Genomic DNA, 13992 nt, shown 5'->3' on the forward strand with positions numbered 1-13992 from the left:
GAGTTGCTTGAAATGATTAACGTAACATTAAAACAAATTAAAGCATGGATTGATTGTGAAATAGACGAACAATATCTTAATCGATCAATACAAGGTGTCACTATTGATTCCAGAGCGATAAAAAAAGATATGTTATTTATACCTTTTAAAGGTGAAAACGTCGATGGTCATCGTTTCGTTGAACAAGCACTCAAAGATGGTGCAGGTGCATCATTTTATCAAAAGGATGTATCACTGTCCGAGAATATTGAAGGACCTATCATTTGGGTAGATGATACGTTACAAGCATTGCAAGATTTAGCTAAAGCGTATTTAAAATATGTTAATCCTAAGGTCATTGCTGTTACAGGTTCTAATGGTAAAACAACAACCAAAGATATGATTGAAAGTGTACTCAACACAGAGTTTAAAGTGAAAAAGACACAAGGTAACTATAATAATGAAATTGGTATGCCTTTAACTATACTAGATTTAGATAAAGATACTGATATTTCTATTTTAGAAATGGGAATGTCAGGTTTCCATGAAATTGAATTATTATCTACGATTGCTGAACCAGACATTGCTGTAATTACTAATATTGGTGAATCGCATATGCAAGATTTAGGTTCTCGTGAAGGCATTGCTCAAGCCAAGTCAGAAATTACAATTGGCTTAAAACCAAATGGTACATTTATCTATGATGGTGATGAGCCATTATTAAAACCACATGTCGAACAAATTCAACAAGCTAATTGTATTAGCATTGGTTTAGAACAAGGTAATTCATTAGTTTGTAGTGTAAATGAAGAGATTGATACAGAAGGTATTGCATTTACAATTAATCATCAGCAACAATATGAATTACCTATATTAGGTATTCATAATATGAAAAATGCTGCTATAGCCATTGCAATAGGACAAGAATTAGGACTATCATATGAAACAATTCAACACAATATTAAACGTGTTAAATTAACAGGAATGAGAATGGAACGTCATGAAACTGAGCAACAAGTTACTGTAATTAATGATGCCTATAATGCAAGTCCGACAAGCATGAAAGCTGCCATAGATACCCTAAGCAACATGAATGGACGTAAGATTATTGTACTTGGTGATGTTCTTGAATTAGGTGACAATAGTCAAAGTATGCATGAAGAAGTCGGATCTTATTTGCAGAATAAACAAATCGATCAATTAATAACATTTGGTAGTGAAGCAACATTTATTTACAATACAGGTAAGCAATATGTTGATGAAGCACATCATTTTAATGATAAAGATAAGCTTATATCTCATATTACACAGATCGTTCAACCAGAGGATAAAGTATTAATCAAAGGTTCAAGAGGTATGAAATTAGAAGAAGTAGTCGATGCATTAATCAAATAATGCTTATGCCATTGTAGTAAGACTCATATTAATTTCTCATATATTTGGGAATAACATAGTAGTCTTACTATTTTTATTTAAAAAATTAAATATATTTATGAAACGCTTCCAATTTATATAAAACACCAGTTTAAAAGGAAAAATTTCATAATTATAGGACATGATTCATCACGATATACCAACTGCTTTATTGCTATAATAAATGTTAGGTGGTACTATTAAGAAGTTGATAAAACATAAATGAACATATATGCAAAAAAGTATATTGAGAAATAAACATGTAAAAGGAGAATTATTTTGCAAAATTTTAAAGAACTAGGGATTTCGGATAAAACGGTTCAAACACTTGAATCTATGGGGTTTAAAGAGCCAACTCCTATCCAAAAAGATAGTATCCCTTATGCGTTAGAAGGACATGACATCCTTGGACAAGCTCAAACAGGTACTGGTAAAACGGGTGCGTTTGGTATACCTTTAATTGAAAAGGTTGTTGGAGAACAAGGTGTTCAATCGTTAATTCTAGCGCCTACTAGAGAATTAGCTATGCAAGTTGCAGAGCAATTAAAAGTATTTAGTAAAGGTCAAAACGTACAAGTTGTTACGGTATTTGGTGGTATGCCTATAGAGCGCCAAATTAAAGCCTTGAAAAAAGGACCACAAATTGTTGTAGGTACACCAGGACGTGTAATTGACCATTTAAATAGACGCACATTAAAAACTAATGACATTCATACACTTATCTTAGACGAAGCGGATGAAATGATGAACATGGGATTCATCGATGATATGAGATTTATCATGGATAAAATTCCAGCTGAACAACGTCAAACAATGCTTTTCTCAGCTACAATGCCAAAAGCTATTCAAACATTAGTACAACAATTCATGAAAACACCAAAAATTATTAAAACAATGAATAATGAAATGTCCGATCCACAAATCGACGAATACTATACAATTGTGAAAGAATTAGAAAAATTCGACACTTTCACTAATTTCTTAGACGTACATCAACCAGAACTAGCAATTGTGTTTGGTCGAACAAAACGTCGTGTAGACGAATTAACAAGCGCGTTACTTTCTAAAGGATATAAAGCTGAAGGGTTACATGGTGACATCACGCAAGCTAAACGTTTAGAAGTATTGAAAAAATTCAAAAACGATCAAATTGACATTCTTGTAGCAACAGACGTAGCAGCGCGTGGTTTAGATATCTCAGGCGTAAGTCATGTTTATAACTTTGATATTCCTCAAGATACTGAAAGTTATACGCACAGAATTGGACGTACTGGTCGTGCTGGTAAAGAAGGTATCGCTGTTACTTTTGTAAATCCAATCGAAATGGATTATATTCGTCAAATCGAAGATGCTAATAATAGAAGAATGACTGCTTTAAGACCACCACATCGTAAAGAAGTGTTGAAAGCACGTGAAGACGATATTAAAGAAAAAGTACAAAACTGGATGTCTAAAGACAATGAACCTCGTTTACAAAGAATTTCAACTGAATTACTTGAAGAATATAACGATGTTGAGTTAGTTGCATCATTATTACAAGAGTTAGTTGAAGCTAATGATGAAGTTGAAGTTCAATTAACTTTTGAAAAACCACTTTCACGTAAAGGTCGCAATTCAAAAGGTAACAACAACTCTAGAAGAGGCAATAATAAACGCGGTGGCGGTAAGTTTGATAACAAAAACAGACGATCATCTAAAGGTTTTGCTTCTAAGAAAAATGGTAACAAGAAATTTGACCGTAAAGATAAATCATCTCAAGGTTCAAACAAAACTATGAAAGGTCGCACATTTGCTGACCATCAAAAATAATTAATTTATCAATACTCAATATATATTTGTATTAAAGATAGAGCATGCATTTAGATCAGTCTAAATGTATGCTTTTTTATTTTGTCTATAAAACGCGCAAAAGTAATATTGATTCAAAGTGCGTTAATAAGTAATGAGGAGCATTTAGAAGGGAAATTGTCTATGATATAATGTGACTAAAATGAAAAGGAGCTTATTAATGGATAATACATTTCATAAAAGTCCAAAAAATGCTTTGATTTACTATTTTATAACCTCGGGACTTAACTTGATTTTTGAAATTATTATTTTTACTATTCTATTTTATTTATGGAATCAATTTAATTGGTGGCACTTTATCATATACATATATATCCTTTTATGGGGGATAAGTTTAATTAGGTTCTTTTATGTTCCTTTAATCAATTATTACTTTTTACACTATCGAATTCATAACAATATTTTAGAGGTAAAGTCTACTTTTTTCTTCAAACATCAAGAAATCACTAAAGTAGAAAGGCTTCAATTTTTACAAATTAGTACCAATCCGCTAGCTAAAATGTTTAAACTTAATGAAATTTCATTTGTTTCTGCTGGCCATTTTATTGAACTACCATTTGTATCGGAAACGGAAGCGGAATATATAGAAGAACAAATTTTTAGTCAATTGAGGGGAGCTGAATATGATGTTTAGCCCGCAAAAATTACATCCTATTTCTTATATTTCAGGCTTAATTGAAGCTTTTAAACAAAATATTATTGTTATTATTGTCTTTTTAGTTTTTAACTTTAAAGACTTTGATTTCACAAATATTCGTGAATATATTGTACCTGCAGTGTTGTCATTATTTTTCTTAATATCATTTATTGGACAAATATTGAAAGTTTATCAAACAAGATATTGGATCGAAAATAACCACTTTATATTAACGACGGGCATATTTAACAAAGAACGTAAAGAGTTAGATATTAGTCGTATTCAATCTGTAGATACATCACAAAGTATGATTAATCAAATCGTAGGTGGTGTTCAATTACAAATTAAAACACCAAGTGACGGGATAGAGTTATCAACTATATCCAAATCACAAAGTATTGAATTAGAACAAACAATCAAAGATATCCAGGTGACATTAGCAGATTCCCAAACTGAAATAGATAACAATAGTTTTAATAATACTGATGAATATAATGAATTACATAATAATGAATCTTTTGATAAGTCATCAAAAAAGCGTCGAGTATTTAAATTGTCAATTAAAGATTTAATTTTAATGTCATTAACAAGTGGTGCTATAGGAATAGCAATAGCAACCATTTCACCTATTATAGGCAGCATGTCCAATATTATTCCGTGGAAGAGTATTACTGAAGAAATAACTCATTTAGCTAATGCTATCGCATTAATTGTAAGTATTATCATTGGAGTGATTTTAGTTGCGAGTTATATCATAGGTGCACTTATCAATTTCATTAGATATTTTGGATATACATTATCTCAAGAGAATCATCAGTTAAAAATTCAATATGGTTTGTTTACTAAAAAGAACTTAACAGTACCGTCAGATCGTATTCAAGCAGTCGTCGAGCATCAATCATATATAAGAAAATTATTCGGTTATACAGCTATACATGTATTGATTACGAGTGATTTTGAAGAGAAGATGGAAGATGATTCTACTATAGGTGGAAACATAATGATTATTCCTTTCATTAAACGTAAAGAGGCATATGGAATAATTAAAGCATTAATTCCAGAAATGGATTTCAAACCTGCACGCAAAGGTATGTCTTGGAGAGGATTCCATAGACACTTTTTAATACCTTCGCTGATATTGATTTTAATTGGTAGCATAGGGTTTTATTATTGGTCAACTTGGGCACTTTTAATAATAGGAGTTATTATTTTAGCATTAATTATTAAGGCATTCCTTTATATTCGTTTATCTGGATTTCAGGTTGAAAATGACGAACTGACTATACAGAAAGTTAATTTGTTTACTATTAAAAGATACTATGTAAAATACGATAAAATTATAGGGATGGAAATCAAAGCGCATCCGTTTTTAATAAGAAATCATTTAGGTCATTTCAATTTTTTAATTTCTAAAGGTGCTACAAATCAAACTATTGGATTAAAATTCTTAGATGAAAAGTCAATAGAAAACCTTAAAACATGGTATGTCGGAGGTGATCAACGTGTCGAATTATAATTACATGGATAGTAATGCTAAGAAATCTATGATTTTAGCAAATTCAATAGGGTTGATCATACTTTTACTTGTTTTGATATGCATACTCATTTTAAATTGGAAGTTTTTACATTTAACTGATAATAAGTCAATCGCTATTGGAGGTCTAACACTTTTAATTATATGCAGTATTACATTGTTATTCATCATACCAACATTTAGATATAAGAATTTTAGATATTTAATAAAGAATAATGAAATACATGTGAGAACAGGGATTGTCTTTATCAATACTAATATTATACCGTTTTTTAGAATTCAAAATATTGATATAAGTGAAGGCTTTATTATGAGAAAATTTCGATTAGCTACAGTCACTTTATCAACAGCAGGTGGCAACTCTGAATTATTACTTATAAACAAAGATAAAGCCGAAGAAATCAAACATTTAATTAAAGAAAGACGAAATAGTGAAAATCTGAATCAAAATGATGTAAAATTAAAAGAATAGAATGATAAAAGATAACGAGGCGTCCTATGATATATGGAATTGGATTAGATTTAATAGAAATTGAGAGAATTGAAAAAGTTTATAATAAGCAAAAGCAAAAGTTTGTTGAACGTATTCTATCTAAAGAAGAGCAAATTAAATTTAATGGTTTTTCACAACAAAAAAGAAAGATTGAGTATCTTGCAGGGAGATTTGCTACTAAAGAAGCATTTAGTAAAGCCCTAGGAACTGGTTTAGGGAAAACTATTGCATTTCATGATATCAACTGCTATAACGATCATCTTGGGAAACCATGTATAGACTATAGTGGTTTTCGAGTTCATGTGAGTATTACCCATACTGAAAATTATGCGATGAGTCAAGTTCTTTTAGAAAAACAAGATAATAATGATGATGTGTAAGCTAACTTATTTGTATTCGCTTTGTTAGGTTTTAAAGGAGGCAATGACATTATGTCAGAAAAATTTTATAGATCGACGTATTTAAATATAGATTTGAATGCAATTTTATCTAATTATCAAACATTTGATAAATTGCATGCTAATAAGACTGTTATATCAGTTATTAAAGCTAATGGTTATGGTTTAGGTAGTGTTAGAATTGCGCAACACCTAATGGAAAATGGTGCTTCATTTTTTGCAGTGGCAACATTAGATGAAGCAATAGAGTTACGTATGCATGGCATTAAAGCTAAAATTTTAATTTTAGGTGTAATTCCACCTAAAGATATTAATAAAGCTATACAACATCGTGTCGCATTGACAGTCCCTTCAAAATCATGGTTAAAAGAATCAATTAAGAATATATCAGATGAAAATGAAAAAGCACTTTGGTTACATTTAAAACTTGATACAGGTATGGGTAGACTAGGTATGAAGGATGTTGAAGAATACAAAGAGGTTGTAGATATTATTAGCAAATATGATCAACTTGTATTTGAAGGCGTATATACTCATTTTGCATGTGCTGACGAACCTGGAGATTCGATGGCTACACAATATCAAAAATTTAAAGAACTAGTAGAACAAGTAGAAAAACCAACTTATATACACACTCAAAATTCAGCAGGGGCTCTATTAATGGATGGTCAGTTCTGCAATGCAATTCGTTTAGGTATATCTCTTTACGGATATTACCCTTCAGAATATGTTAAAGAAAATGTAAAAGTACATTTGAAACCAAGCGCACAGTTAGTAAGTGAAATTGTACAAACTAAAACATTAAATGTTGGAGACTCTGTAAGTTATGGAAGTACTTATACTGCAACGGAACCAACGAGAATAGCAGTATTACCAATTGGTTATGCAGACGGTTATTTACGTTCAATGCAAGGATCATGTGTAAACGTGAATGGTCATCAATGCGAAGTAATAGGAAGAGTATGTATGGATCAAACGATGGTCAAAATTCCTGATACAGTAAAAGTCGGAGATAAAGTAATCCTATTAGATAACCATGTGGACACAGACCAATCAGTTGAAGCATTAGCTAAGCAGCAAGATACAATAAATTATGAAGTTTTATGCAATTTATCAAGACGATTACCTCGCATTTATCACATAGAAGATAATACAGAGATAACTAATGAATTATTAAAATAAGTATAGTCACTGTTTTCAAAATTTGTTATTATTAAGTTAAATTAAGAAATCTTAATAATGCAACTTTTGGAATCAGATGGAGGTTCTTTGTATGTTATCTTTTAATCAAAATAGAAGTTATAGTTTAGAGCAATCTTTAAAAGAAGGTTATGCACAAATGGCTGATTTAAATCTCTCCCTAGCAACCGAAGCTTTTCCTATTGAATGTGAAGCGTGCGATTGCAATGAAACATATTTAACTTCTAACGCTAAGAATGAATGATTAGAAGAGGAGATGTTTATCTAGCAGATTTATCACCTGTTCAAGGGTCAGAACAAGGGGGAGTAAGACCCGTCGTCATTATCCAAAATGACACAGGTAATAAATATAGTCCTACTGTTATTGTTGCCGCAATCACTGGAAGGATTAATAAAGCTAAGATACCTACACATGTTGAAATTGAAAAGAAAAAGTACAAACTTGATAAGGACTCAGTTATTTTATTAGAACAAATTCGTACTTTAGATAAAAATCGTTTAAAAGAAAAACTCACATATTTGTCTGATAACAAAATGAAAGAAGTAGATTACGCCCTAGACATTAGTCTAGGTTTACATAATTTCAATCATTCTAAGACATAATTAATTGTATGTATTATTCCAATACAAATAAAATAATGAAATAAAAGACAATAACTTTATAATAATTACAACTGCTTAAATGTATAAAAAGAGATTTATTTATCACGTTGAGCCTTGAATTTTTAACATATTATGAGCAATGATAGTTATTTCGAAGTATTATTTATTATAAAAGGATGTCTTAAGTTTTACGGCTTTAGGTATTCCATCCCTAAAGTCTTTTTTAGATGTATAGAAGTTTTAGGTTTTTAACTAATAAAAAAAGATATTTTGAATGAACGTTAGAAATTGAGCGTTGAAGTTGTATTGAGGAGGCAAAATCGTGGAAGAATTTAAAAAAGATTATAAAAAATTAATTGATGAAAGTTTAAGCACGAATAATAAAACTCAATTAATAAAAAAGTGTGAAGAATTTACTAATGAAGTTATAAAAAAGGATATTTTGCCAGAAGATATTGTTGAAATACATAAAAATTATATATCTTCATTAGACGTTACTGATCATGAAGCGCTTGATACTTTAGATGTACTACAAGAAGTTGTTAAAGGCTTTGGTTATAGTTATAGAGATTATCAAAAATTAGTGAATAAACTACAATACCACGATAAAGAAATAGATTTAGCTTCTCGACTTCAACAAACTATGTTGAAAACAGATATTCCTCAATTTGATAGTATTCAAATTGGTGTGATATCAGTTGCAGCACAAAAGGTGAGTGGAGACTATTTTAACTTAATTGACCATAATGATGGCACTATGAGTTTTGCAGTTGCAGATGTCATTGGAAAAGGAATACCGGCTGCTTTAGCAATGAGCATGATAAAGTTTGGAATGGACTCATATGGACATTCTCAATTGCCAAGTGAAGGATTAAAGAGGCTCAATAGGGTTGTAGAAAAAAACGTCAACCAGAATATGTTTGTTACGATGTTTTATGGTTTATATGAAGAGATGAACCATTTATTATATTGTAGTTCAGCTGGTCATGAACCAGGTTATGTATATAGAGCAGAGACAGAAGAGTTTCAAGAGATAGAAGTAAGAGGCCGTGTTTTAGGTGTTAACCAACAAACAAGATATAGTCAACAGGAAATTCCAATCTATATTGATGATTTGGTGATTATCTTTACTGATGGCGTAACAGAAGCAAGAAATAAAAAAGGCGAATTCATTAAGAAAGATACCTTATTAAATTTAATCAAGAAATATAAACATATGCACCCTCAAGATATTGTTCAAATTATTTACGAAGCAATATTAAAAGTACAAAATCCTAATAAAAAAGATGATATGACTATTTTAATTATTAAAAGAGTAAATTAAATTTTATTTTATGATTAAGTAATGTGAACTTTGGGTATAATTATTCTTGAATAGAAAACTGTAGATTTGAAATACAATTAGGAGTGTAACCAAATGAATCTTAATATAGAAACTGTCACACATGATACATATTATGAAGTTAAAGTTGGCGGAGAATTAGATGTTTATACAGTACCTGAATTAGAAGAAGTGTTAGTACCTATGAGACAGGAAGGTACACATGATATTCATGTAAATTTAGCGAATGTTAGTTATATGGACTCAACAGGTTTGGGTCTTTTTGTAGGTACACTTAAAGCATTAAATCAAAACGGTAAAGATTTATATATCTTAGGCGTTTCTGACCGTATTGGAAGACTATTTGATATTACCGGATTAAAAGATTTAATGCATGTTAATGAAGGAACGGAGGTAGAGTAACATGCAATCAAAACAAGACTATATTGAAATGCGGTTACCAGCTTCTGCCGAATATGTAAGTCTAATTAGATTAACACTGTCTGGTGTGTTTACTAGAGCAGGTGCATCTTACGATGATATAGAAGATTCAAAAATTGCAGTAAGTGAAGCAGTCACGAATGCAGTTAAACATGCATACAAACATAATCCTGAAACAGGTATGATTAATTTGTGCTTTGAAGTCTTTGAAGATAAAATTAAAATTGTGATTTCAGATCAGGGTGAAAGCTTTGATTATGAGACAACTAAATCTAATTTAGGACCTTATAATGATAACGAAAATATAGATTTCTTACGTGAAGGTGGATTAGGGTTATTCTTAATCGAGTCACTGATGGATGAAGTAACTGTTTATAAAGAGTCTGGTGTTACAATAAGTATGATTAAGTATATAAAAAAAGAGCAGGTGCGAAATAATGACGAAAGAGTCGAAATCAGTTAATGATGTATCACCTGAACAGATTAACCAATGGATTAAAGAACACCAAGAAGACCAAAATAGTGGAGCTCAAGATAAGTTAGTAAGGCATTATCGTAAACTAATCGAATCTTTAGCTTATAAATATTCTAAAGGTCAATCACATCATGAAGATTTAGTTCAAGTGGGAATGGTTGGTTTAATAGGTGCTATAAATAGATTTGATTTGTCATTTGATCGAAAATTTGAAGCATTCCTAGTACCAACTGTAATTGGTGAAATAAAAAGGTATTTAAGAGATAAAACATGGAGTGTTCATGTACCTAGACGCATAAAAGAAATAGGGCCGCGCATAAAGAAGGTAAGTGATGAACTTACAAATGAATTAGAACGTTCACCTTCAATAAGTGAAATTGCTGCTCGTTTGGAAGTTACAGATGAAGAAGTACTTGAAGCAATGGAAATGGGCCAAAGTTACAATGCATTAAGTGTAGACCATTCAATAGAAGCGGATAAAGATGGGTCTACGGTTACGTTACTAGATATTATGGGTCAACAAGATGATAACTATGATCTTACAGAAAAGCGCATGATACTAGAAAGAATTTTACCAATCTTATCTGACCGAGAAAAAGAAATCATTCAGTGTACATTCATTGAAGGATTAAGTCAGAAAGAAACTGGTGAGCGTATAGGACTAAGTCAAATGCATGTGTCTAGATTACAGCGAACTGCTATTAAAAAGTTGCAAGAAGCAGCTAAACAATAGTTATTAAAAAATAGATAAAAATATTAATTATTAGATTATTATTTCTTTAGTTAGATGTTTCACAATTATGTGATGTACTGCTAAAGAAATAGTAATCTTATTTTTTTAACCTTATAGTACCATATATAAGTATCAGGATTTTATTATTACAGAAAGCAACTATGTTAAAATAAAAAGATAAATTAAAGAAAAAGTGTGGTAGAACTATGGACAATCATTTAATAAAATCAATTATCGAAAAATATAATTTTACAGAAAAGCAAATTACTTCAGTATTGAAACTATTAGAAGATAAAAATACCGTTCCATTCATAGCTAGATATCGTAAAGAACAAACTGGCGGTTTAGATGAAGTAGAAATTAAACAAATTTCAGATGAATATCAATATATGGTTAACTTACAAAAAAGAAAAGAAGAAGTTATTCATAGTATTGAGCAACAAGGAATGCTAACTCATGAATTAAAAAATGATATTCTTAAGCAAACTAAATTACAACGTGTTGAAGATTTATATAGACCATATAAACAAAAGAAAAAAACACGTGCAACAGAGGCAAAAAGAAAAGGTTTAGAACCTTTAGCTAAATGGCTATTACAATCTGAACTTGACGAAAAGGTTCAAACAAAAGCACAAACCTACCTTAACGAAGAAGTAAAAAGCGTTGAAGAAGCCATTCAGGGTGCCCAAGACATCATTGCAGAGCAAATTTCTGATAATCCTAAATATCGTTCAAGAATATTAAAAAATGTATATCAACAAGGACAAATTGTAACTACTAAAAAGAAAAAAGCTGAAGATGAAAAAGAAATATTCTCTATGTATTATGATTATGCTGAACCGATTAAAAAGATAGCTAATCACAGAGTTTTAGCGGTTAATAGAGGAGAAAAAGAAAAAATATTATCTGTAAAAATAGAATTTGATACAGAAATAGTAGAAAAAGACATAGAAAAACAAGAAATAAAAAGAGAAACTGAAGCGACAGCTATTATAAGAGACGCAATTAAAGATAGTCTTAAGAGATTAATAATGCCATCTATTGAACGTGAAATCAGAGGTGACTTAACAGAAAAAGCTGAAAATCATGCTATAGATGTTTTTAGTGAGAATTTGAGAAATTTACTTTTACAACCGCCAATGAAAGGAAAACAAATACTAGGCGTAGATCCAGCTTTTAGAACGGGTTGTAAACTAGCAGTTATTAATCCATATGGAACATTCGTGGCTAAGAATGTGATATATCCACATCCACCAGTAAATAAAACAGATACAGCTGAGAAAATAGTAGTAAAAATGATTAATGATTATGATGTTCAATTAATTGCAATTGGTAATGGGACAGCTAGTAGAGAAACAGAACAATTCATCGCTAATGTTATTAATAAATTTAATCTTAAAGTCCAATTCATCATAGTAAACGAAGCAGGTGCTTCAGTATATTCAGCATCAGAAATTGCACGTGCAGAATTTCCTGATTTCCAAGTCGAAGAAAGAAGTGCTGTTTCAATTGGTAGAAGGGTACAAGATCCTTTAAGTGAATTAGTTAAAATAGATCCAAAATCAATAGGTGTTGGACAATATCAACATGATGTTAACCAAAAAGAATTAGAAAAGGCACTAACATTTGTTGTTGAAACAGCGGTAAACCAAGTCGGCGTGGATGTTAATACAGCTTCTCGTTCACTACTACAATATGTGTCAGGACTTTCATCACAAATTGCCCAAAATCTAATAGAATATAGAGAAGAAAATGGTGCTATTAAACATCATAAAGATATAGCTAAAGTAAAACGTTTAGGTGCCAAAACATTCGAACAAAGTATTGGTTTCATGAGAATTGTAGATGGTACAGAACCGTTAGATAATACATCTATTCACCCAGAAAGTTATGATGTAACATATCAATTACTTAACCAGTTAAATCTTAAAGTTGAAGATTTAGGTAGTGAAACATTAAAAAAGACATTAGATTCCATTGATACACATGAAATTGCTAACCAATTAAATATAGGAAAACCAACATTAGAAGATATTATTAAATCTTTAAAAGCACCAAATAGGGATCCTCGTGATGAATTTGAAACACCAATTTTAAAATCCGATGTTTTATCAATTGAGGATTTATCTGAAGGAATGAAACTTAGTGGTACTGTAAGAAATGTAGTAGATTTTGGCGCGTTTGTTGATATCGGTGTCAAACAAGATGGACTTGTACATGTATCAAAACTATCTAAAAAATTCGTTAAGAACCCAATGGACATTGTAAGTGTAGGAGATATTGTCGATGTTTGGATACTTAACATAGATAAGCAAAAAGATAAAGTATCATTGACAATGATAAATCCACATGAATAATCAGGAATTACAAAGTTTAGTATGTGATCTTTCCTTAAAGTATTTTAAAATACCCTTTAAACATAATGCGTATTTTAATAGGCGCTTAAGAACAACAGGTGGAAGATATCTACTTAAATCACATGATATAGAAATTAATCCCAAGCAATATGAGCATTATGGTAAAAAAGCTATTATTGATATTGTAAAACATGAACTTTGCCATTATCATTTGCATATTTTAGGTAAAGGTTATAAACATAAAGATCGAGATTTTAAAAGCTTAAGTACGAAAGTTGGTGCACCAAGATTTTGCACACCAACGCATTCTTATGAAGAACGTGCTAATTATGAATATATCTGTACCGAATGTAAGACGAAGTATTTAAGAATAAAAAGAGTGAATGTAAGTATCATGAGATGTGGTAAATGTGGTGGTAAATTAAAGTTAGATAGAAAAAAGATTAAGTAAGCCATCGTACAGTAAAAATAAATTGGATATGAACTAGAATGAGGGCACTAATAAGAAAAATTATTTAGTGTCCTCTATTAATATCACATATAAGTATTGACATTACTTT

15 protein-coding genes are annotated in these 13992 nt (G+C 30.6%); all 15 read left to right on the forward strand.

Going from position 1 to position 13992, the window contains the following annotated elements; genetic code table 11:
* Positions 1 to 12 precede the first annotated feature (12 nt).
* Positions 13 to 1374 carry a UDP-N-acetylmuramoyl-tripeptide--D-alanyl-D-alanine ligase gene (locus P7F85_RS04010; RefSeq protein WP_002466757.1) on the forward strand — a complete coding sequence of 454 codons (1362 nt, stop codon included), beginning with the start codon at positions 13 to 15 and terminating at the stop codon, positions 1372 to 1374.
* Positions 1375 to 1671: 297 nt separating this feature from the next.
* Positions 1672 to 3201, forward strand: coding sequence for a degradosome RNA helicase CshA (gene cshA / locus P7F85_RS04015; RefSeq protein WP_015364831.1), 1530 nt, complete (start codon positions 1672 to 1674; stop codon positions 3199 to 3201).
* Between the two features lie 199 nt (positions 3202 to 3400).
* The gene (locus tag P7F85_RS04020) at positions 3401 to 3874 is read left to right on the forward strand and encodes a PH domain-containing protein (protein ID WP_002466763.1); all 474 of its coding nucleotides are present in this window, start codon (positions 3401 to 3403) and stop codon (positions 3872 to 3874) included.
* Positions 3867 to 5393 carry a PH domain-containing protein gene (locus tag P7F85_RS04025; protein ID WP_002466774.1) on the forward strand — a complete coding sequence of 509 codons (1527 nt, stop codon included), beginning with the start codon at positions 3867 to 3869 and terminating at the stop codon, positions 5391 to 5393. Before P7F85_RS04020 ends, P7F85_RS04025 begins: the two co-directional genes overlap by 8 nt.
* The gene (locus P7F85_RS04030; RefSeq protein ID WP_015364833.1) at positions 5380 to 5883 is read left to right on the forward strand and encodes a PH domain-containing protein; all 504 of its coding nucleotides are present in this window, start codon (positions 5380 to 5382) and stop codon (positions 5881 to 5883) included. The genes P7F85_RS04025 and P7F85_RS04030 overlap by 14 nt, the downstream gene beginning before the upstream one ends.
* Before the next feature lie 26 nt (positions 5884 to 5909).
* On the forward strand, positions 5910 to 6284 hold the full coding sequence (gene acpS, locus P7F85_RS04035; protein WP_002466788.1) for a holo-ACP synthase: 375 nt from the start codon (positions 5910 to 5912) through the stop codon (positions 6282 to 6284).
* A 51-nt stretch (positions 6285 to 6335) separates the two neighbouring features.
* Entirely contained in the window at positions 6336 to 7484 is a 1149-nt protein-coding gene (alr, locus tag P7F85_RS04040) for an alanine racemase (RefSeq protein WP_015364834.1), read from the forward strand.
* Between the two features lie 91 nt (positions 7485 to 7575).
* Complete coding sequence (mazE, locus tag P7F85_RS04045; protein WP_002451626.1) at positions 7576 to 7746, forward strand: type II toxin-antitoxin system antitoxin MazE; 171 nt, start codon at positions 7576 to 7578, stop codon at positions 7744 to 7746.
* Positions 7743 to 8105 carry a type II toxin-antitoxin system PemK/MazF family toxin gene (locus P7F85_RS04050; protein ID WP_002451625.1) on the forward strand — a complete coding sequence of 121 codons (363 nt, stop codon included), beginning with the start codon at positions 7743 to 7745 and terminating at the stop codon, positions 8103 to 8105. Before mazE ends, P7F85_RS04050 begins: the two co-directional genes overlap by 4 nt.
* A gap of 322 nt (positions 8106 to 8427) precedes the next feature.
* A complete protein-coding gene (locus P7F85_RS04055) occupies positions 8428 to 9429 on the forward strand; it encodes a SpoIIE family protein phosphatase (RefSeq protein WP_002466762.1) in 1002 nt (333 codons plus the stop codon).
* 93 nt (positions 9430 to 9522) lie between these two features.
* Complete coding sequence (locus P7F85_RS04060) at positions 9523 to 9849, forward strand: anti-sigma factor antagonist (protein WP_002466754.1); 327 nt, start codon at positions 9523 to 9525, stop codon at positions 9847 to 9849.
* 1 nt (position 9850) lies between these two features.
* Positions 9851 to 10330 carry an anti-sigma B factor RsbW gene (gene rsbW, locus P7F85_RS04065; RefSeq protein ID WP_002466768.1) on the forward strand — a complete coding sequence of 160 codons (480 nt, stop codon included), beginning with the start codon at positions 9851 to 9853 and terminating at the stop codon, positions 10328 to 10330.
* Positions 10305 to 11075, forward strand: a complete 771-nt coding sequence (gene sigB, locus P7F85_RS04070; protein WP_002451621.1) for an RNA polymerase sigma factor SigB — start codon at positions 10305 to 10307, stop codon at positions 11073 to 11075. Before rsbW ends, sigB begins: the two co-directional genes overlap by 26 nt.
* Positions 11076 to 11281: 206 nt before the next feature.
* Positions 11282 to 13432: a Tex family protein gene (locus tag P7F85_RS04075; protein ID WP_015364835.1), complete on the forward strand. Its 2151-nt coding sequence runs from the start codon at positions 11282 to 11284 to the stop codon at positions 13430 to 13432.
* Positions 13425 to 13883 carry a SprT family protein gene (locus P7F85_RS04080; protein ID WP_002466780.1) on the forward strand — a complete coding sequence of 153 codons (459 nt, stop codon included), beginning with the start codon at positions 13425 to 13427 and terminating at the stop codon, positions 13881 to 13883. The genes P7F85_RS04075 and P7F85_RS04080 overlap by 8 nt, the downstream gene beginning before the upstream one ends.
* Positions 13884 to 13992: the final 109 nt, after the last annotated feature.

The organism is Staphylococcus sp. aM (assembly GCF_052975125.1).

What these genes read in the sequence shown, in the direction of transcription:
- acpS (WP_002466788.1), top strand. Translation starts at nt 5,910, where the DNA reads ATGATATATGGAATTGGATTAGATTTAATAGAAATTGAGAGAATTGAA.
- alr (WP_015364834.1), top strand. Translation starts at nt 6,336, where the DNA reads ATGTCAGAAAAATTTTATAGATCGACGTATTTAAATATAGATTTGAAT.
- rsbW (WP_002466768.1), top strand. Translation starts at nt 9,851, where the DNA reads ATGCAATCAAAACAAGACTATATTGAAATGCGGTTACCAGCTTCTGCC.
- P7F85_RS04060 (WP_002466754.1), top strand. Translation starts at nt 9,523, where the DNA reads ATGAATCTTAATATAGAAACTGTCACACATGATACATATTATGAAGTT.
- mazE (WP_002451626.1), top strand. Translation starts at nt 7,576, where the DNA reads ATGTTATCTTTTAATCAAAATAGAAGTTATAGTTTAGAGCAATCTTTA.
- sigB (WP_002451621.1), top strand. Translation starts at nt 10,305, where the DNA reads ATGACGAAAGAGTCGAAATCAGTTAATGATGTATCACCTGAACAGATT.
- P7F85_RS04050 (WP_002451625.1), top strand. Translation starts at nt 7,743, where the DNA reads ATGATTAGAAGAGGAGATGTTTATCTAGCAGATTTATCACCTGTTCAA.
- P7F85_RS04025 (WP_002466774.1), top strand. Translation starts at nt 3,867, where the DNA reads ATGTTTAGCCCGCAAAAATTACATCCTATTTCTTATATTTCAGGCTTA.
- P7F85_RS04080 (WP_002466780.1), top strand. Translation starts at nt 13,425, where the DNA reads ATGAATAATCAGGAATTACAAAGTTTAGTATGTGATCTTTCCTTAAAG.
- P7F85_RS04075 (WP_015364835.1), top strand. Translation starts at nt 11,282, where the DNA reads ATGGACAATCATTTAATAAAATCAATTATCGAAAAATATAATTTTACA.
- P7F85_RS04010 (WP_002466757.1), top strand. Translation starts at nt 13, where the DNA reads ATGATTAACGTAACATTAAAACAAATTAAAGCATGGATTGATTGTGAA.
- P7F85_RS04020 (WP_002466763.1), top strand. Translation starts at nt 3,401, where the DNA reads ATGGATAATACATTTCATAAAAGTCCAAAAAATGCTTTGATTTACTAT.